This window comes from Azospirillum brasilense, assembly GCF_001315015.1.
Lineage (GTDB): Bacteria > Pseudomonadota > Alphaproteobacteria > Azospirillales > Azospirillaceae > Azospirillum > Azospirillum brasilense.
The window spans coordinates 133,195-152,435 of sequence record NZ_CP012918.1 but is presented as its reverse complement, the minus strand read 5'-3'; the positions used below and the strand labels follow the sequence as shown (position 1 = coordinate 152,435).

Genomic DNA, 19,241 nt, shown 5'->3' with positions numbered 1-19,241 from the left:
CATTCTTACCGATTAAAGAAGAAGGGGGGAAACTAGCCGTTTTCCCGCCCTTCGCTGTCAAAAGATCAGCAAGCTCAGTAGATGTCGTGCTGCGTGTTCAGCACGTTGAACTTGCCGGTCGGCGTGATCAGCTTCGGATCTTTGATCACCGACTTCATCTTGCGCGTCTTGTCATCGATCACGACGATCGCCGACGGGTCGGTCTTGCCGGCCCAGATGGAGAACCAGATCTCGTCGCCGGCGGCGTTGTACTCGCCGTGCACGACGCGCTTCAGCGCCTTCGTCTCGGGCAGGCCGGCCATCTTCGCGACATTGATGACCTCCGGCCCCTTGTCCAGGTTGTTGATGTCGAAGACCGTCACCGACTCCAGGACCTCCTGCTCCGGGTTCAGCGGCGCGTCGGCCCACAGGTTCTTGGACTTCGGGTGGGTTTTCACGAACAGCGAGCCCGCGCCATGGTTCTTCAGCTCGGCCACCACCTTCCAGGCGCTCTCCGGATGCTTGTCCGGATCAGTGCCGATCAGCGTGATGACGTCAGAGCCCAGATGCGAGGTCGCCCAGACCGGGCCAAACTTCGGATGAACGAAGTTGGCGCCGCGGCCCGGGTGCGGCTTGGCCTTGGTGGTGACCAGCGCGGCCAGCTTGCCTTCCTTGGTATCGACCACCGCGACTTTGTCCGAGGCGTTGGCGGCCACCAGGAAGTAGCGCTTGGACGCGTCCCAGCCGCCGTCGTGCAGGAACTTGGCGGACTCGATCGTCGTTTCCTTCAAGTTCTTGATGTCGGTGTAGTCGACGAGCTTGATCATGCCCGTCTCCTTCACGTTCACCACCCATTCGGGCTTGATCATCGAGGAGACGATCGAGGCGACGCGCGGCTCCGGATGGTAGTCGCCGTCGATGGTGTTGCCGCGGGTCGAGACGATCTTCAGCGGCTCGAGCGTCTGGCCGTCCATGATGACGTACTGCGGCGGCCAGTAGGACCCGGCAATCGCGTACTTGTCCTCGAAGCCCTTGAACTTGGAGGTGTCGACCGAGCGGGCGTCGAGACCGGTCTTGATGGTCGCGACGACCTCCGGCTTCTCCATCCACAGATCGATCATGTCGAGCTTGCCGTCGCGCCCGATCACGTAGACGTAGCGCCCCGACGCCGACAGGCGCGAGATGTGGACCGCGTAGCCGGTCTTGACAATGTTCCAGATCTTCTTGCTGTCGCCGTCGATGAGGGCGACCTCACCGGCGTCGCGCAACGTCACCGAGAACACGTTGTCCAGGTTGACGTTGTTCATCTTCTTGGTCGGGCGCTTCTCCGGCGGGATGGCGACCTTCCAGGAGTTCTTCATCTCCGTCATACCCCACTCCGGCGGGGAGTCGGGAGTCATCTGGATGTAAGTGGCGAGGCTCTTGATCTCATCCTTGGACAGAATGTCTTCGAAATTCGGCATGCCACCTTCGGTGCCGAACGCCAGGATTTTCTCCAGCCGTGCCTGGCCGAGTTTCTTGGTCGCGTCCGGTTCAAGGTTCTTGCCGGTGGCTCCCTTGCGAAGCACGCCGTGGCAACCGGCGCACCGCTCGAAGTATATCTTCGCGCTCGCTTCCTTCGCGTCTTTAGCCAAAGACGGATCGGCCGACTGGGCCGAGGCAGAAACCGGCGACAGCGCGAGCAACGCCGGTATTGCCACGGACGCAGCCCACAAGGCCGGAGTGATCCTCCGCATAATTATACTCCAGAACAGTATTCCATTACGGTGTAATGTCTTAAGCGAGTCACTTCGTGCAAAACCTTGACGATGGTCAATAGCGCAATACAACGGCTCAGGAACGGGCAATTGACGAACGACAAGTCCTTTCTTATCCCAAAGGCCTCGTTTTTGCCGAGGCGTTCGGCGGATCATCGTTCACGGATATCCGGTGCGCTGAAGGAAGCGTTCAGACGGTCGCATGACGCGCCTCATAGGTCGTTCCATGCACCAGCACCGCCCAGGCGATCCGCGCCAGCTTGTTGGCCAGCGCCACCACCACCGTATTCTTGTGGACCCCGGCCAACAGTCCCTTCACCCAACGGCCAATCGGTGTGGCGCTTTCGGCCAGATGGGGCAGAACGGCGCGGGCGTCATGAATCAGATTCTTGCGCAGATAGCGGTTGCCGCGCTTGGAGATCCCGCGCAACCGTGTCTTGCCGCCGGTGCTAACCTGACGGGGAACCAGCCCCAGCCACGCCGCAAGATCGCGACCGTGCTCGAACGCGCAGACGTCGCCCACTGCAGCGGCCAGAGCCGTGGCGTTGATCGGGCCGATTTCCGGAACGGTGGCCAAGCGCCGCGCCGCTTCCTCCTGCCGGGCCGTGGCGGCGAACTCGGCATCGAAGGCGGCGATCCGTTCGTCCAGCGCCTGCCATTCCGCCTGCAGTTCGGCCAGCAGGTCCCGGATGCGGGGGCTCAGGCTGGAGCTGTCGCCGTCGAGGAGGGCGGCCACCCGCTCCGCCGCCTTGCGGCGCCCCTGCGGAATAGCCTGCCCGCGTTCCAGCAGCAAGGCGCGGACATGGTTGATCAGCGCCGTGCGTCCGATGCCAGCCGCTCGCGCGCTCGGTGGAGGGCTTGCATATCCGCCTGAACGGCGCTCTTCACCGGCACGAAGCGCATCGTCGGCCGGGTGGCCGCTTCGGCGATCGCCTCGGCGTCACGGTCGTCGTTCTTCTGCGCTTTGACGTAGGGCCGCACATGCTCCTTGCGGCGCATCCAGAAGCCTGGATGCCCTGTTGCCGGTGTTGTACCTGGGCGGCGTCTCCCCCGGCGATTTCCACGACACGCACAGCGACTTGCTCGGCAAGGACGCCCCGAACCTGTCGCCATCCGTGATCGTCCGGCTGAAGGAGGATTGGGCGGCCGACTACACACGCTGGCAAAAGCGCGACCTGTCGGCGCGGCGCTACGTCCACATCGGGGCAGATGGTGCCTACCTCCAGGCCCGCGGTCTGAGCATCCCTCCGGAACTGGTGATGGCCGACGGCGCGCTCGGCTTCTGGAAGGCGCTGGAGGAAGTCTTCCCGACCACCCGGCACCAGCACTGCTGGGTGCACAAGACCGCCAACGTGCTGAACAAGGTCGCCAAGTCCGTCCAGCCGACGATCAAGCAGGACCTCCGCGAGATCTGGATGGCGCCGGACGGCGAGACGGCGGAAGCCGCCTTGGCGACCTTTGCCAAGGAGTATGCGGCCAAACACAGCAAGGCGGTCGAATGCCTGACCAAGGACCGCGAGGCGTTGCTCGCCTTCTACGACCTCCCTGCCGAGCACTGGGAGCATATTCGGACCACGAATCCCATTGAGAGTGTCTTCGCCACCGTCCGCCACGGGACCATCCGCGCCAAGGGGACGCTGTCGCAGGAAGCCGCCAAGCTGATGGTCTTCAAGCTGATCACCGCCGCAGCCAAAACCTGGCGCCGCCTCCAAGGCGAAAACCTGTTGCCCAAGGTCATTGAGGGCGTCACGTTCCGCAACGGCATCGAGGCCACACAAGCCGCGTCACAGAGCGCCGCCTGATCGGACCGTGCCCCATTTCCCCGCATAGCTCAGTTGTTGGAGAATCCGAGTTTGTGGGCCATCCAACGCCAAGCGGCATGGTGGCCGAGGATCAGCCCCACCCAGATGGTGAAAAGCATGACGATGGCGGCGCCGGCAAAGACAAGACCGAGAGCAAAATTCGTGAACGACATGGGCTTTCCTCCAATGGCGCAGTTTGCTCTGCGCGTGTTGCTGCTGAGCTTTGGACCGGCGGGGGAGGAGGCCGGCACTCTGGAAAAGAGTGCCGGCCTGGGGACATGCTACGGGAGAGAGGAACGCAGCATGATCAGGTTTGCCTATCCTGAAGCTCCGAAAACATAGAGTGCTTGCATTGGTAAAAACGTTGACTGCGGTCAAGTTGGGCAAAATTTAAGATAGCCTATAAAGCTCACTGGGGAAATCCATGGAGGTTGGCGGTGTATCGGTGTCCGTTGAACGGCCGTAGGATTTGGATGCTGACCGGCGTGATGCAGCGAGGCGAGCGGGCAAGAGATCGCCCCAGTCCTGTTGATGATCAGGCAACGCGGACGGAGTTTGGGCGTCCGACGGAGTGTTGCAGCGAGGAGAGGAGCGCCAGAGACTGCCCCAGCCCCCGTTTTGCTTAGGCGATGCGGACGGAGTTCGGGCGTCCGAGGTCGAGCATGCGTTTGAGGACCAGGACGCCAACGGCGACTTCCGTGGCCTGCGCCTGATCAGAATGGAAGCGCAGCCCCTCGCCGAGGACGCCCTTCCAGCGCGCCATTTGGCTCTCCACGCCGGCCCTCTTGTTATAGCCGCTGGTCCGCTGCCACGTCATCCGCCCGGTCTCAGCGATCATCTGGATGTGGCGGTCGCGTTGGGTCGGCGCGGTTTCGGCCGTGTTGCTGAGCACGGCATCGCGGCGTGGCGGCGCCACCACCGCGGCCTCGGGATGGCGCTCGTGGACCGCCGCATAGACCCCGGTTCAGTCGTAGGCGCCGTCGCCGGTCACCGAGGCGACGGGCTCGGCGACCTGATCGAGCAAGGGGGCGACCTGCGAGGCATCATCGATGCCGCGCTCGGTCAGCGTGGCCGCAACGATCCGGCCGCTGCCCGCGTCCATCCCGAGGTGCAGGGCGCGCCAGGAACGCCGCCGCTTCGTGCCGTGCTTCTTAAACAGCCATTCGCCCGGCCCACACAGCTTCAGCCCGGTGCTGTCCACCAGCAGATGAATGGGCTCGCCGCTCGAGCGCGGCACTGACGGCAGCGTCACCGTCCGGGTTCGGCGCGCGATGGTGGAGTGATCCGGAACCGGCAGTTCCAGCCCGAGCAACTGGAGGATGGAGGCGAGCAGCCCCTCGGTCTGCCGCAACGCCAGCCGGAACACCGCCCTCAGCATCAGCGCTGTCGTGATTGTCAGGTCCGAATAGCTCGCCTGTCGACCGGGCGTTTGGCGCGGCGCCGCTTTCCAGTGCTCGATCACTTCGTCAGTGACCCAGAGCGTGAGGCTGCCACGCTGGCGCAGGGCCACGTCGTACTCGGCCCAATTCGTCACTGTGCGCCGCGGCCGAGGAATGTGATGGCGACGAGCGGCGTTCGCCTTGTGCGGCATCGCGGGAAATCCGGCTGACGAAGATCGGCCCACGACCTATCCCACCAGATCCATCCGTGCAACAACGCGGCGGGCGTGTTGACCATCGGCGAAACGATCAAGGCGTTGACCGTGGTGACGCTGTTCTCCGTCTTCAAGCTGCTGGAGAGAGTGGCCGCAGGCATCAGACATCCACAACTGAACCGCGCCGGGTTTCCCGGCTCGGCTTAGGCAGACGGTGCCGCCTCCAACTCTGCCTGGATCTTGGAAGCGCGGGTTGGGTCGACGCGCCGTTTACAACCGGTGGCAACGAGATCGCCTGATGGGAAGCGCGGATGCCGCCCGCCAGACGCATCAACCTCGGCAGCCATCAACCCGTCGCTTCGAAGAACCGTTGTCTTTCGCCCCTTCCTGATCGGCAAGCATGCGACGCACGACGAAGGCGACGGCAATCAGCATCAGGGCGGCTGTGCCGACGACACCAGTGAAGGCTTGGTCGAAGGCCACCCGGGCCACGCTGATCACCTGCTCGGCCTGGGATGGAACCAGTTCTTCCGATAGAGCAAGGGCCTCATCAATACTGTCGCGCGCCTCGGGAGCAATCGCAATACCCGGCGGCACGAACATGGCCCGCGTGTAAAGCAGCGACATCAGGCTGCCCAGCAGCGCGATGCCGAGCGTTCCTCCCAGCTCATAGGAAACCTCCTCGACCGACGCCGCCATTCCGGCCCGGTCCTCGGGGGCCGAGAGCATGATGGCCGAGGACGCCGCCGTCATCGCGGCGCCGCTCCCAAGCCCCATTACCGTGAGGGCCGCGATCCACAGTCTGGCCGGACCGTCGTGGCTGGCGAGGAAAGCCAGCAGAGCCAAGCCGGTCACCAGGAGTGCGCCCCAAAGCACGCGCGCGGATCCAAGCCGCGACAGCGCCGCCCCGGTCAGCGGTGCCGCGACCAGAGCGGCCAGCGGGATCGGCAGGATCAGCAGTCCGGCCTCGAAAGGCAAAAGCCCCAGCACAAGCTGGAGACGTTGGCTGAACACCAGCTCCACCCCGATCAGCGCCGCGGCCGCGGCCAGGGCGGTGGCCACGCCCGCGGAAAAGCGTAGGTCGGCGAAGAGTGAAAAGTCGATCAGGGGAAAGCGGCTGCGGCGCTGTCGTCGCACAAACTGCGCCATGGCGAGCAGACCGACGAGCAGCGTCAGCACGGCCATTCCCCACGAGGGGTCACGCTTGGCGGTTTCCTTCAGCGCATAGATCAGGCCGCTGAGGCCGACCATGACCTGAACCGAACCGATCAGGTCCCAGGGACGCCCGGCGTCTCCGGGGCGGTTGGTCAGCAGAAGGGTGCTGGCGGCGAGCGCGGCCACAACCACCGGCACGTTGATCAGGAAGACCGAGCCCCACCAGAAATGCTCCAGCAGCGCCCCTCCCATCACCGGACCGGCCGCAGCACCGCCGGAGGCGACGGCGGCCCAGATGCCGATGGCGAGCGACCGCTCCTCCGCGTCCGTGAAGGTGAGGCGGATCAAGGACAGCGTCGCCGGCATCATCATCGCCGCGCCGACCGCCAGCACCGTCCGCGCGGCGATCAGGGTTGCCGGCGAAGGCGCGAAGGCAGCGCCGAACGACGCCGCGCCGAACACGAGGAGGCCGGCCGTGAACATCAGCTTGTGCCCGACCCGGTCACCCAGCGTGCCCAACCCGGACAACAGCCCCGCCATCACCAGGGGGTAGGCGTTCACGATCCAGAGCTTCTGGGAGGCGGTGGCCCCCAGTTCACGGGTGAGCGTCGGCAAGGCGGTGTAGAGCACCGTCATGTCGACGACGATCAGGAACAGGGCGCTGGAAACGGTGGCCAGGATCAGCCATCGCGTGCCGGGGAACATGGGAAGAGTCCTTGATGGTTATGAGCGTGGCGTACCGGCGGGAAAGACTCAGGCCTTCCCTCAGAGCCCCTCGTCGAGAAGCGCGCGCAGGTCGCGCTCGAGGCCGCTCCAGTCCTCGTCGCGGAAGTCCATGAAGCCGAAGGCGCGCAGGAGAAAGGCCCCTTCGGTGGCCAGAAGCGCGATCCTGGCCCGGCGCCCTTCCGTGGAACAGGGGGCCAGCCCGCCGAACCGCTCATCGTACCAAGCCTTGGTGCTGTCGATGTGCCGTTTGGCCTCGATCAACGCCGCCATCATGCCGGCGGCCCGGGCGTGGCCGGCGGCGTCCATCGCCATGGTGGCTTCGACGTGACCGCGCACCGCCTCGACAGGCGTCGGCGCCGGTCCGACGGCGGCGGTGATCTGGGCGTCGTACTCGCACGCCCAGCGTTCGATCATCGCGGCGATCAGCTCGTCCTTGCTGCCGAAGCGCGACTGCACGCCGCCTTTCGAGACGCCGGCGGCCTTGGCAACGGCATCCATCGTCAAGCCGCCGGTGCCCGCCGTCAGCACGAGGCTTTCGGCAATGTCGAGGACCCTGTTCCGGTCGATCGTCGGCAGACGTCCCACGAAAATCTCCCCCAAACCAAATATCAATCCATACGGATGGATTGATATTGCAAAGGGCCCTTGCGGGCAAGCCGTTCAGGCATGGCCACCCTCCACCCTTCCCGTCAGCCGTCGGGTGCTTTTCGTTTCGGGTGTTTCATGCACGGCCACAGACTTGTCAGGGACGGTTCGATGGTGACGCGGTGCCAAGGGACGGAGTGACGGGCTCGTCGTCGTCCATCGCGCCGCCCAGTGCCTTGTAGAGCGCAACCGCGTTGCCCAACGCGTCGCGGCGCAGGTCCAGCAAGGCCTGTCGCGCCATGTAGAGCTGGCGTTGGGAATTTCGGCGCCAGCCCTTCCCGGGCCATGATGCGCTCGACGTTCTCGACCACGACGATGGCGTCGTCGACGATGATGCCGATGGCGAGCACCATCCCGAACATGGTCAGGACGTTGATCGAGAAGCCCGCGGCCAGCATCACGGCGAAGGTGCCGAGCAGCGCGATCGGCGCGACGATGGCCGGGATGAGCGTGCAGCGCACGTTCTGGAGGAACAGGTACATCACCAGGAAAACCAGCAGCATCGCCTCGGCCAGCGTCTGTATGACCTTCTCGATCGACACCTTCACGAAGGGAGCGGTGTTGAAGGGAATCGAATGGCTCATGCCCTTGGGCAGGGTCCTGCTCAGCTCTTCCAGGCGGGCCTGCACGGCCTCGGCGGTTCTCACCGCGTTGCCGCCGGGCGTGAGCTGCACGGACGCGGCGGTGGTGGCCTTTCCGTTCTCCCGGTTGAGGAAGCTGTACGACTGGGCCCCGAGTTCGACGCGCGCGACGTCGCCGAGCGTCACCTTCGAGCCGTCGGAGGCCGCACGGAGCACGACGCCGGCGAATTCCTCCGGTGTGGTCAGCTGTCCCTGGATCGTGAGCGGAACGGTCACGGTCTGGCCCGGCGGCGTCGGCGACGCACCGACGCTGCCGGGAGCGATCTGGACGTTCTGCTGGCTGATCGCCGCCGTCAGGTCGCTCATGGACAGGCCATGGGCCATCAGCTTGGCTGGATCGACCCAGACGCGCATCGCCTGCTCGGAGCCGAACAACTGCACCCGACCGACGCCGTCGATGCGTCGCAGCTCCTCGACGATGTTGCGCGCCATGTAGTCGCTGAGCGCGGTTTCATCGAAACGGCCGTCATCGGACTTCAACCCGACGATCATCAGGAAGCCCGACGACGCGGACTCCACGGTCAGGCCATTCTGGCGCACCACCTGCGGCAGCCGCGGCTCAATGGACTTGAGCTTGTTCTGCACATCGACCTGGGCCATGTCCGGGTCGGTGCCGGGCGTGAAGGTGGCGGTGACGGTCGCCGATCCGGAGGCATCCGACGCCGATTCGAAGTAGAGCAGGTTCTTGACGCTCGACAGCTCGCGCTCGATGAGGCTGATCACACCGTCGTTCATCGTCTGCGGGCTGGCCCCAGGGTAGGTTGCCAAGATGCTGACGGTCGGCGGCGCCACCGATGGGTAACGGGCGATCGGCAGCTGTGGAATGGCGATCACACCGAACAGGATGATGAACAGGGCGATGACCCAGGCGAACACCGGGCGTTCGATAAAGAAGTGAGGCATGTTGGGATCGTCCTGTCCGCTCAGCGCATGGTGGTGGCGGTCGGTTTGGAAACCGACCAGTCACGCGCGCTCACCGGGACGCTCTCGGACAGGCGCTCCATGCCCTCGACCACGATCCTCTGCCCGGCTTCGAGGCCGGCGCGGACGCGATAGCGGCGGTCCACCAGTTCGCCGAGTTCCACCGGCTTGAGGGAGGCCTGATCGTTCCCGTCGAGCGTCCACACCTGCGGCTGGCCGCCGACGCGCACAACCGCCTGCTGAGGAAGGGTCAGGGCATCGGCGTAGCTCGTGCGCGGCACCCGCGCACGAACGAACATGCCCGGGAGCAGGTCGCGCCGCGGGTTGTCGACGAGGATGCGGAGCAGCACGTCGCCCGTGCCGGGATCGACGGAGATGCCCGAGAACAGCACGCGCCCGGTCGCCTCGTACGGTTCGCCGTCGCCGCGCAGAATGGCGACCGGCAGACCATTCCCGGAGTCCGCTTTCCGCAGGGCCATGGCCTTGCGCAGGGGAGCGAGCGAGGACGCCGGCTGACGCACATCCACATAGACCTGATCCATCTGCTGGATGCGCGCCATCGGGTTGCCGTCGCTGCCGCCGACCAGCGCCCCCTCGGTCACCAGCGCCTGGTCGATGCGTCCCGGGATCGGCGCCTCCATCGTGGCGAATTTCAGGTCGAGTTCGCGGCGGGCCAGGGTCGCGCGGGCCTGCGCCACGTCGGCCACGGCCTGGTCGCGCTGGAACACCGCGTCATCGTAGACTTGGCGGCTGACGGCATCGGCCTTGAGGAGCGGCTGCAGCCTCGCCACCTGCACCCTGGCACGCTCCAGCCCCACCGTTGCCCGCTGCAAAGCGGCGGCGGCCATGTCCACCTCGGACTTGAACGGCGCCGGGTCGATCTGGAACAGCGGCTGGCCGGCGGCCACCTCGCTGCCCTGCTCGAAGCTTCGGCGCAGCACAATGCCGCTGACCTGCGGTCGGATCTCGGCAACCCGCAACGCGGCGACGCGACCCGGCAGATCGTCGGTCAGCTCCAGCCGGGATGGCGCAACGGTGAGAACGGAAACCTGCGGGGCCGGATTGTCCGCGACCGGTTCGGATTGCTCACACCCCATCAACATCACCGCCACCAGGGTACAGGCGCCACCATGACGGCGCAACTGGTCGATCCTCATCCACTTTCCTTCAGGCGCAGGCCGCTATCGGCAATAACGCCGGCACTCTGACGGCACCCGATTGCGTTTCGTTCGAGGTCGTGTGGAGATTTGATGGAGAGGGAAAAATTGTTGCGAGCCGCCGCGATGCCCATGACGCCTGCGCCCGAACCCAACCACTCGCTGCATGATCCAGGCCTCAACAATCCATGAGACCAGTTAGAGAGCCGAGCGGACCATTTCGGCATAGACGCCGCCGAGTGCAAGCAACTCATCATGCCTGCCTTGCTCGACGAGCTGCCCATGATCCATCACAAAGATCCGGTCGGCATGCCGGACTGTGGAGAGACGGTGGGCGATGGTGATCGTGGTGCACTCCCTGTCCATCGTTTCAAGCGCCTGCGACATCGCCCGCTCCGTCACGGGGTCGAGCGCGCTGGTCGCTTCATCCATCAGCAACACACGGGGACGCCGGAGGAGCGTACGCGCCAGTGCGATGCGCTGCTTCTCGCCGCCGGAAAAACGATAGCCGCGTTCGCCGACCAGCGTGTCGTAGCCGTTGGGAAGCGCCGAGATCATTTCGTGGACCTGAGCGACTTTGGCGGCTGCAATCAGATCCTCATCCGAGGCATCCGGTCTGGCGAAACGCAAATTGTCGGCGATGCTCGCGTTGAGCAGGTACGGTTCCTGGGGGACCACCCCGAGCATGTCCGTCAACGACTGGAAACTCAGATCGCGAACGTCGACGCCGTCGTAACAGATCGAGCCCGCATCCACATCGTAGAGCCGGGCAAGAAGGTAGCCGAGCGTCGTCTTTCCCGATCCGGTCGCGCCCACGATCGCCACATGAGATCCGGCAGGAATGTCGATCGAGACATCGTCGATTGTCGGCCGCTGAGACCCGTCGTAAGCGAAGCTAACCTTATGGAGGCGGATCGCGCCACGGATGCTCTTCCGATCAAGAACGGTTGGGCCGGGCCGTTCACGGGTCTCGACCGGCCGGTCGAGATAATCGAAGATGCGCGCAAACAAGGCACGCGTCGTTCTGATCTCAACGCCGGACCTCAGAACCTCCTCCAACGGCCAGAGCAATTGCTCCTGCAAGGCGACCATGGCGACCATCGTGCCGATGGTCACTGCCGCTGTCCCCTGGCTCATCAGAATGCTGCCGAGCAGCAAAGTCGACGCCGGCAAAGCCTGCAGCACCAAGTCGATCACCGCCCATTGCCACTGACCGGCGGTGTGGGATCGCACCTCAAGCGCCGCCACCCCCTCGGAGGTGCGGACGAACCGCCGTGTCAGATGGTCGGTGCGGCCCATCGTGCGTGCGAGGATGATGCCGGAGATCGACAGGGATTCCTGCACCATCGACGACATATCGGCGATCCGAAGCTGCTGCTCGTAGGTGATCTCCTCCCGCACCTTCCCGACACGATGGCTGATCCAGATCGCGGCCGGCAGAACCAGAAATGAGAACAGCGCCAGTCGCCATTCCAGCGCCAGCATAGCGATTATCGTCATCACCACCGTGCTGACGTTGCGCGTCAGCTCGCTTGCGGTGTGGGTGACGAGCGCCTGCAGACCGCCGATGTCGCTGGCGATGCGGGACTGCACCTCGCCCGTCCGCGTCGTCATGAAGAACCCGAGGGACAGGGATTGCAGATGCGCGTAAACGCGCACCCGCAAGTCATGCATGATCGCCTGCCCAACCCTTGACGTGATCGCCACCTGAAGGACACCGATCACGGTCCCAAGACAGGCGAGAACGATCAGGCTGCCAGCGAGAAGTGCCAAAAACCCAAGATCGCCGTTCGGCAACGCATCATCAATGATGGCGCGCAACAGAAAAGGCGAGGCCATGCCCAAAGCGGATGACGCAACGATCAGGATGAGCATCATGATCAGGCGGGTGGAATAGGCCTTGAACAGACCGAGCACGCGACGCACGGAAACATGCTTCGTCGCAAGCTCGTCATAAGAGCAGTCCTCGAAGTCCTGGCTGCTATTTACCATGTGTCATCTCGGATCGAACTATAGGTTTCGCGTGGTGCTGAGGCGAACGAGGATGGCCGCTGCAACGAGGAGCGCCGTCGCAACGTCTGCTCAGACCGCTAATGCTTGACCGAAGGCGGCGCGCGCGGGCACCGGCAGGTCGTCCGACGTCGGACCCGCCGATGGCTGGACAGCATGCTTGCGGCTTATGGTGCGATTTTCGGCAGCCGAATCTCGAACGTCACACCTTGCGGTTCCGACGCCATCGCCACCGCGACGCCGCCATGCGCCTGGGCGATGGCCTGCACCACCGCCAAGCCCAAACCGCTGCCGCCGCTCTCCCGCGAACGGGACGCGTCGCTCCGCCAGAAGGGATCGAAAATCAGCTTCTCCGCGCCGTCCGGCAGGCCGGGGCCATGGTCGCAGACCCGCAAAATGGCATGATCGCGCGTCGCCCTGGTTTCGATGCGCACCTCGCAGGGCGCGGCGTAGCGCCGGACGTTTTCGAGCAGCGCCGTCAGGACCTGACGGATGCGCGCACCGTCGCCGTGGACCATCACGGACCCCAGATCCGCATGGATCGACACGCCGGCCTGCTGAAGCATCGGCTTGGTGATCGCCACCACGGAGGCGACTTCACCGGCAAGATCAATCGTTTCGAGCCTCAACTCGAGACGCCCGTTCTGCGCCAGCGTCAGAATCTTCAAATCGTCGACGATCCGGCTCAGCCCTTCAACCTGGACAAGAAGGACCTGAAGCGACGGCGGGTCAGGAATGAAGACGCCATCGACGTACCCCTGTATCTGGCCACGCAGAATGGTCAAGGGCGTACGCAGCTCGTGAGCGATCGCGGCGTGCCACGCCCGCATTTCCGTTTCGGCCCGGCTCAACTGTCCGGCCATGTGGTTGAAATCCTCGATCAACTGGCGGGTTTCGGCAAACGACGCCTTCGTCGGCATGGCCCGCGCACCGAGATCGCCCGCGGCAATCCGGCGGGCCGCCGTCGCGACCGCATCCAGGGGATGGATGAGCCGGCGGGCGAAGCGCATCGCCGCAATGATCGCCCCTCCTAATCCAATGGCCCACAGCACGAGGAAGGCGGTCCACTCCGGCGTCGTCGGCCAGTAGCTGTCCGGTTCGGGAACGCCCTCCAACCCCTCGGGTGCCCAGAACCGGAAGAAGACGAGCTCGTAAAACAGGAAGGAGCCGGCGCACATGATGATGAGCGCCACCCCGGTCACGGCCGCCATGGACGCAACCAGCTGCCGGTTCATTGACTTGGCCGATTTCATGGAACAAACGACAGCCGATAGCCGACGCCCCTGATGCTCTCGAAGAAATCCTCGGCTCCGGCGGCGTGAAGCTTGCGCCGGATGTTGCTGGCGTGCGTATCGATCGTCCGCTCCAGCGTGTTGCCTTCCGGCAGGCAGGCGTCGATCAGGTCGGCGCGGCTGAAAACACGCGTGGGCTGCCGCGCCATATGCGAGAGGATGCGGAACTCCGTCGCCGTGAAGTCGATGCGGGTCCGGCCGTCGGCGCCTTCAACGGCGACGGCGTAAGCCGTCAGGTCGATTTCCAGCGGACCGACCCGCAGCACCGCGGTGTCGCTCCGGCCCATCGCCCGACGCAGAACGGCCTTGACCCTGGCGACCACCTCCAGCGGGTTGAACGGCTTGACGATGTAGTCGTCAGCACCGATCCGCAGGGCCTGAAGCTTGTCGAGATCCTCGTCGAGCGCCGTGATCATGATCACCGGCGTATCCCCGCGACGCCGAATGGCCGCCAGAACCTCGTAGCCGTCGAGCTTGGGGATCTTGACGTCGAGGAGCACGATGTCAGGCCGGAGCTGCTGATGCAGATCCAGCGCGATCTGTCCGTTCTCCGCACGGACGGTGCGCAGCCCTTCACGATCAAGATACCCCGTGATGATCCGCGCGACGTCGGGCTCATCCTCCACAACCAAAGCCAGCACGCTCATTCCACTCTCCAAATTCCGGCCACTCTTCGATTGCCGGCAAGGCTCATGATAGCGCCGCTTTATGGACGTTCCGTGGAGATCGTGAGGACATCCCCCCTGTCCGCACGCCCATGCCCGCACACCCCTGGACCGGGCTCATCCAGATGTCGAAGGACAACCGCCCAGGGCACGGTAGAGAGCGGCGGCGTTCTCCAGCCGTGAGCGTTGGTGCAGGGAGGCGGGTGCCCGGTCTCTTGGCCCTCTTCATCTCCGGCTACCGCTTGCGCACGGACGTGGGGCGCCCCGCGTCGAGCATGCGGTTGAGGGCGGTGACGGCGATCATGGCCTCCGTCTGCTGAGCGGGCAAAGTCCGGGCGTGGAGGTGACCGCCGAGAATGCCCTTGTAGCGCGCCATGGCCGTTTCCCCTTTGGCGCGGCGGCCATACTTGGTCTCGCGCTGCCAGCCCATCCGGCCGGTCGCGGCGATCCGCTGAAGGTGGCGGTCGCGCTGCGTCGGAGCCGTCTCGGCCATGGCGCTCGACACCGCCGTGGCGCGCGGCGGGATGACCACCGCCGCTCCGGCATCACGTTGCGCGATGGTCTGGTAAATGGGTTCCCCGTCGTAGGGGGCACGCCATAGATACCGTGGCGTTTGTGAAGCGGAAACGCGGGTCGGGGGCCAGACCGGCCGCCCCAGGTCAAGGCGGGCGCTGACGCGCCCCCGCCTACGGCGGCTGCGGCCTTGACCCGCGCCGTCCGGCCCGGCGATGGTTCGGCATGGGTCGGTCGTTCCGACCGACCGCTGGGATTCAGGCGGTCGTCTCCTGAGGGGGTGAGGGCGACCAGGTGCGCCGCTGTTTGGCGACGGTCCAGATGGCGACCATCAGCTTGCGCATCGCGGCGATCAGCGCGACCTTGCCCGGCTTGCCGCGGACGCGCAGGCCCTCATAGAAGACGCGCAGCCAGGGGCTGGCGCGCACCGCGTGAACTGTCGGCATCCACAGCGCCCGCCGCAAGGCCGCCTTGCCGATCGGCGACAGCCCCGCCCGCTTCGGCGTCTGCTTGCCAGAGTGTTTGAGGGCCGGCACCAGCCCGATGTAGGAGGCCAACGCTTCCGGCGAGCGAAACCGTGCGGGATCGTCGAGTTCGGCCACCAACCGTGCCGCCGTCGTCGTGCCGATCCCTTCGATGGAGGTCAGCAGACGGGCGACCTGATGGTCTTCGAGCAACGTCTCGATCATCGTGTCGATGGTGAGAAGCCGGGCGCGCCAGAGCGCCAGATCCTCGCAGGCATGCCGGATCCGTACCCGGTAGACATCGCCGCTCTGGGCGGCGACGGTCTGCTTGGCGGCGGCGATGAGCTGGCGCACACGGTGAACCCGCGCACCCTCACGGTCGACAAGAACGCCGCCTATCCGAGCGCGACCAAGGCGATGAAGAAGGCCGGTGAGCTGTGGCGGTTCACCAAACTGCGCCAGGTGAAGTATCTGAATAATATCGTTGAACAGGATCACCGCCGCATAAAGCGGCTCGTCCGGCCAGGGCTCGGCTTCCAGAACTTCCACACCGCGCGCCGGACGATCGCCGGCTACGAGATCCTGGCGATGGTGCGCAAGGGGCAGGTCGCCGCCATCCCGGCCAACAACATGCCCGCTCAGACGACCTTCGTCGCTCGCTTGTTCGGGATCGCCGGCTGAAAACGTGGCCTCCGTGGCTCTCCACGCCCAATGGCAAACTTTGCAACGGAACCGGTCGGCTCGCTTGGAGCGGAAGACGTAGACGACCCCGCTGAAGGGATCCGCCCCCAGTTGCTGCTGCACCAAGGCGGCCAACCCATCCATACCCTTGCGGAAGTCGACCGGCTTGGCGGCGACCAGAACCCGCACCGCGCCCTCAATGCCGATCACCGCGACGCCCTCACCGCGCGCAGCACCGTCTTGACGGTGGCGCCGTCCATGCCGGCCGGCACGCGCACCACCGTATCGCCGATCCGCACCTCGATGGCCGGGAGTTCCTTCGGTGCGACTGGCGGCGGCGTGGTGTCCAGCACCACCGGCGCGAACACCATGCCCTCTTCCTGGACACGGTTGGCGGTACGCGCTTCCCGGCGCCAGCCGAACACCTGCTGGGGCCGCAATCCGTGATGCCGGGCCACTTCGGAGATCACGGCCCCAGGCACCGCCGCCTCGGCCAGGATCCGCGCCTTCTCCTCCGGCGACCAAGTCCGGCGCCCCACATCGCCCGTGATCACCTCCATGCGACGCACCCGCACGGGCTCCTGGTCAAGCGTAAGGTCGAGCGTAGACACAAACCGTTCTCCCGATCATGCGATCCGGGAGATTCGCTCCGCCTTGATCCCGCCGGAAGGTGGGGCCAGAACACCGCTTACCCGGCAGGGAACGGTGGCGCACGCTTTCGCGCTCGGTGTCGGCCAGGACCGCACCCCTCGCGGCAAGCCCGCCACCGTCCGTGCCATGCCATTGCCCTCCGCAGACCAGCATCTGCGGCCTTCTACTGGCAGGGACCCCTTAAAGATACGGTATTGGGTCTAGGGGCGGCGCGCCATCGCCGCCCCTAGAGCGGGCGCAGTATCTCAAGGCCAGTCGCCGTACTCAGACCAGAGATTGGCGTCCCGGTCCGCCTGCAGCTCGTTGAGCGGCACATCGATCTTCTCGAAATCGATGTTGTACATTGGCATCTGCCAGTTATGGAGCAGCGTTCCAACCTGCTCCGACGTCGCTCGTTCGCTGATGAGGCCGGCACTTTCAAGAGCCTCCAGCATCTTGCGCGTCAGGTGCTTTGTGTCACTCCAGCTTTGCGGGCCAGCGAACTCGGTGCACCGCCAAGCGGATGACATCACATCCAGCCCATGCCTAGTGAACGCGCCCATATCTTGGAGCGCTTGGCAGATTCGCCATGCTGACGGCTCCCCAAACCCAAACGCACTCGGCGGAATGACTGGATCGTTCCACATCGGCACGCCGTCTTCATGCGTGATGAGATCGGCGTAAAGAAGACTCTCCCGCATGTAGATTGTCCAGTTCGGGAAAATGTACTCCCCGACGCTGCCCTCGAGATAATGCGACTTCCTGTGGTCGTCGACATAGCTTTGCAGCTGCGTGACGCTGGTCGGCTTCCAGCTTTGCGCGTCCACATAGATGAGCCGGGCGAGGTGGTCATAGAACCACCCCATCATCGTCGCAATGCGCGACGGCCTCAGCTTGGGCGGGCAACGCACGATATCGACCAAGATGAGCGCCTTGGCCAGTTCCTCGGTCGCGTGGCTTTCCAACATGATCGCCACCCGACCGCGCTCGCCCAGCCTCTTTGACGCGGACAGCAGATCTTGAGCGCTTTTCATCAGGACCGGCAGGCCGTCGGCGATCAGGTCAAGCTGTTGCGATTGGGGCAGATTCGGAAGGATCCGCCCACGCCTCAACCCGATGTCGCTCGACCGTCTCGCTTCCATCATCGGCCTCTTCATGTGCGGGGGCGCCTCAATGACGCCCGCCCATTCCGCGTCAGCCGCCAGCGGACACTCCAAGCTTGACGCGAAGAGCGGCGATGCGCTCGTCCAGTTGCGCCCGCTCGGCCTCCAGGCGAGCAAGCTCCGCGCGGTCGGCAGCATCGGGCGCACCATCGCCGTCCGTCTCCGGCGCCTTCGCGGCCGGACGCAACGCCTTCGCGTACGCGTCCATCGCCTTCACAGTGGCGGTCGGGCTCAAGATGCCCTCCGCCACGGCCTTGTCGACGGCCTCATCACCGAGCGCGGACAACTTTTTCAGCAGGCGCTGCGCCGCATCAGCCTTCGCCGGCTCCCCCTCCCACGCTTCCGGACTGCCGGGCAGAAGCCTGCGGTCGATGACCTCGGCGACGCGCATGAGGCGACGGAGTTTCGAGGGATGCTCACCGACCAGGGCGGCGACGCGGTCGAGGGCCTGCATCACCGCGCCATGCTCGAAGCTGTTCAGGCCAACGCGGATGATCTTTCCGAGGCGCACGGCTTCGGCCTTGCCGCGCTGCCACGCGTCGACGGCCAGCTCCTCGAATTGTTCAACGTTGAAAAATTTCGGCGGGATGACCGGCGCTTCGTCGCGCTCCGGCGGCAGCACCTCGCCGGACACCGGCAGAGGGGCGACGGCTTGGCTTGGCATCTGCGACGCCAGCGGGGCGAGCGCGGTTTCCAGGTAGGCCTTGGAAACCGGAGGCAACTCCTTCTTCCGCGACGCCTTCTTTACCACCTCGAAGTCGATTCCGGCTTCCTTGCTCTTACGCGGCGGCATTCGGGCCCTCCAGCATCGCGAGAGCTTCCCGGACAACCTCCGTCACATCGTCACGGATCGCCATGTCGTCGAGCGGCGACCCGGTGTAGCTGGCGCCCTGGTAGGCGGCGCGCTGCGGGAGTTGGGCCGCGAGCACGGGAACGCCGAGAGAGACGAGCTGCCCGCGGGTGTGGCTGGTGACCTTCGCTTGCGGGTTGACGCGCATCATCACCGCGGCGTGCGCGATCGAGGCGGCGGGGTTGTGTTTCCGCGCCATAGCGATGGCGTTCGTCACATGGCCGTGGGTGCGCAGGGCCTCGCCGAGATCCTTGTTGTCGGCCTGGACTGGGATCAGCACCAGATCGGCCGCGCCGATGGCGTAGACCAGCGCCTTCGCCTGCGCGCCTGCAACGTCGATGAGCACGAAGTCCACGGTGGCGCTCGCCTCGTCCACGGCGCTGATCACGTCATCCTCGCCGACGCCCCGGCACTCGACCTCGCCGGACAGGTTCGCCCAGGCGGACAGGTTCTTGTTGGGGTCGGTGTCCAAGCACAGCACCGACGCGCCGGCCCGCCGCAGATAGTCGGCCAGGCACATCGTGAGCGTGGTCTTTCCGGCGCCACCCTTTGTGGTGGCGATCGCAATGGTGGGCATGCTGGTCTCCCCTTTCGTG

The 19,241-nt window shown here is 65.2% G+C and carries 14 protein-coding genes and 7 pseudogenes; 3 read left to right on the top strand and 18 right to left on the bottom strand.

Annotation, left to right across the window (positions count from 1 at the left end; genetic code table 11):
- Positions 1-74: 74 nt before the first annotated feature.
- Entirely contained in the window at positions 75-1,715 is a 1,641-nt protein-coding gene (locus AMK58_RS28480) for a cytochrome D1 domain-containing protein (RefSeq protein WP_059399790.1), read from the bottom strand.
- A 211-nt stretch (positions 1,716-1,926) separates the two neighbouring features.
- Positions 1,927-2,723 (bottom strand): annotated as a pseudogene (locus tag AMK58_RS28475) (IS110 family RNA-guided transposase); the annotation flags it as partial.
- Between the two features lie 11 nt (positions 2,724-2,734).
- Here AMK58_RS28475 and AMK58_RS28470 point away from each other — a divergent pair.
- Positions 2,735-3,538: pseudogene (locus tag AMK58_RS28470) on the top strand (IS256 family transposase); the annotation flags it as partial.
- Positions 3,539-3,567: 29 nt separating this feature from the next.
- Here the strand turns inward: AMK58_RS28470 and AMK58_RS30780 are convergent.
- A complete protein-coding gene (locus AMK58_RS30780; RefSeq protein WP_155903768.1) occupies positions 3,568-3,711 on the bottom strand; it encodes a hypothetical protein in 144 nt (47 codons plus the stop codon).
- A gap of 449 nt (positions 3,712-4,160) precedes the next feature.
- Positions 4,161-5,129: pseudogene (locus tag AMK58_RS28465) on the bottom strand (IS5 family transposase).
- A gap of 78 nt (positions 5,130-5,207) precedes the next feature.
- On the opposite strand from AMK58_RS28465, the gene AMK58_RS31745 reads away from it, so the two are divergent.
- Complete coding sequence (locus AMK58_RS31745; RefSeq protein WP_257722164.1) at positions 5,208-5,339, top strand: hypothetical protein; 132 nt, start codon at positions 5,208-5,210, stop codon at positions 5,337-5,339.
- 123 nt (positions 5,340-5,462) lie between these two features.
- On the opposite strand, the gene AMK58_RS28460 is transcribed toward AMK58_RS31745, so the two are convergent.
- The 9 genes and pseudogenes from AMK58_RS28460 to AMK58_RS31635 form a co-directional block, all read right to left on the bottom strand.
- A complete protein-coding gene (locus AMK58_RS28460) occupies positions 5,463-6,992 on the bottom strand; it encodes an MFS transporter (RefSeq protein ID WP_082413771.1) in 1,530 nt (509 codons plus the stop codon).
- A gap of 60 nt (positions 6,993-7,052) precedes the next feature.
- Positions 7,053-7,598, bottom strand: coding sequence for a TetR/AcrR family transcriptional regulator (locus AMK58_RS28455; protein WP_059399813.1), 546 nt, complete (start codon positions 7,596-7,598; stop codon positions 7,053-7,055).
- Positions 7,599-7,909: 311 nt separating this feature from the next.
- Positions 7,910-9,202 (bottom strand): annotated as a pseudogene (locus AMK58_RS28450) (efflux RND transporter permease subunit); the annotation flags it as partial.
- A gap of 20 nt (positions 9,203-9,222) precedes the next feature.
- On the bottom strand, positions 9,223-10,377 hold the full coding sequence (locus AMK58_RS28445) for an efflux RND transporter periplasmic adaptor subunit (RefSeq protein ID WP_035683451.1): 1,155 nt from the start codon (positions 10,375-10,377) through the stop codon (positions 9,223-9,225).
- A 198-nt stretch (positions 10,378-10,575) separates the two neighbouring features.
- Positions 10,576-12,369, bottom strand: coding sequence for an ABC transporter ATP-binding protein (locus AMK58_RS28440; protein ID WP_035683452.1), 1,794 nt, complete (start codon positions 12,367-12,369; stop codon positions 10,576-10,578).
- A 185-nt stretch (positions 12,370-12,554) separates the two neighbouring features.
- Entirely contained in the window at positions 12,555-13,598 is a 1,044-nt protein-coding gene (locus tag AMK58_RS28435; protein ID WP_236778386.1) for an ATP-binding protein, read from the bottom strand.
- Positions 13,599-13,636: 38 nt separating this feature from the next.
- A complete protein-coding gene (locus AMK58_RS28430; protein ID WP_035683456.1) occupies positions 13,637-14,326 on the bottom strand; it encodes a response regulator in 690 nt (229 codons plus the stop codon).
- A gap of 253 nt (positions 14,327-14,579) precedes the next feature.
- Positions 14,580-14,876 carry a hypothetical protein gene (locus AMK58_RS28425; RefSeq protein WP_051141027.1) on the bottom strand — a complete coding sequence of 99 codons (297 nt, stop codon included), beginning with the start codon at positions 14,874-14,876 and terminating at the stop codon, positions 14,580-14,582.
- Between the two features lie 238 nt (positions 14,877-15,114).
- Positions 15,115-15,501: pseudogene (locus AMK58_RS31635) on the bottom strand (transposase); the annotation flags it as partial.
- 171 nt (positions 15,502-15,672) lie between these two features.
- Between AMK58_RS31635 and AMK58_RS31630 the strand changes: the two are divergent.
- Positions 15,673-16,002, top strand: a pseudogene (locus AMK58_RS31630) (DDE-type integrase/transposase/recombinase); the annotation flags it as partial.
- Between the two features lie 54 nt (positions 16,003-16,056).
- On the opposite strand, the pseudogene tnpB reads toward AMK58_RS31630, so the two are convergent.
- The 5 genes and pseudogenes from tnpB to AMK58_RS28395 form a co-directional block, all read right to left on the bottom strand.
- Positions 16,057-16,191: pseudogene (gene tnpB, locus AMK58_RS32015) on the bottom strand (IS66 family insertion sequence element accessory protein TnpB); the annotation flags it as partial.
- A 17-nt stretch (positions 16,192-16,208) separates the two neighbouring features.
- A complete protein-coding gene (gene tnpA, locus AMK58_RS28410; protein WP_081650364.1) occupies positions 16,209-16,613 on the bottom strand; it encodes an IS66-like element accessory protein TnpA in 405 nt (134 codons plus the stop codon).
- A gap of 285 nt (positions 16,614-16,898) precedes the next feature.
- Positions 16,899-17,777, bottom strand: a complete 879-nt coding sequence (locus AMK58_RS28405; protein WP_155903770.1) for a hypothetical protein — start codon at positions 17,775-17,777, stop codon at positions 16,899-16,901.
- Between the two features lie 49 nt (positions 17,778-17,826).
- Positions 17,827-18,588 (bottom strand): hypothetical protein, encoded by a 762-nt coding sequence (locus AMK58_RS28400; protein WP_059399788.1) that lies wholly within the window; start codon positions 18,586-18,588, stop codon positions 17,827-17,829.
- A complete protein-coding gene (locus AMK58_RS28395; protein WP_051141031.1) occupies positions 18,575-19,222 on the bottom strand; it encodes a ParA family protein in 648 nt (215 codons plus the stop codon). The genes AMK58_RS28400 and AMK58_RS28395 overlap by 14 nt, the downstream gene beginning before the upstream one ends.
- Positions 19,223-19,241 lie beyond the last annotated feature (19 nt).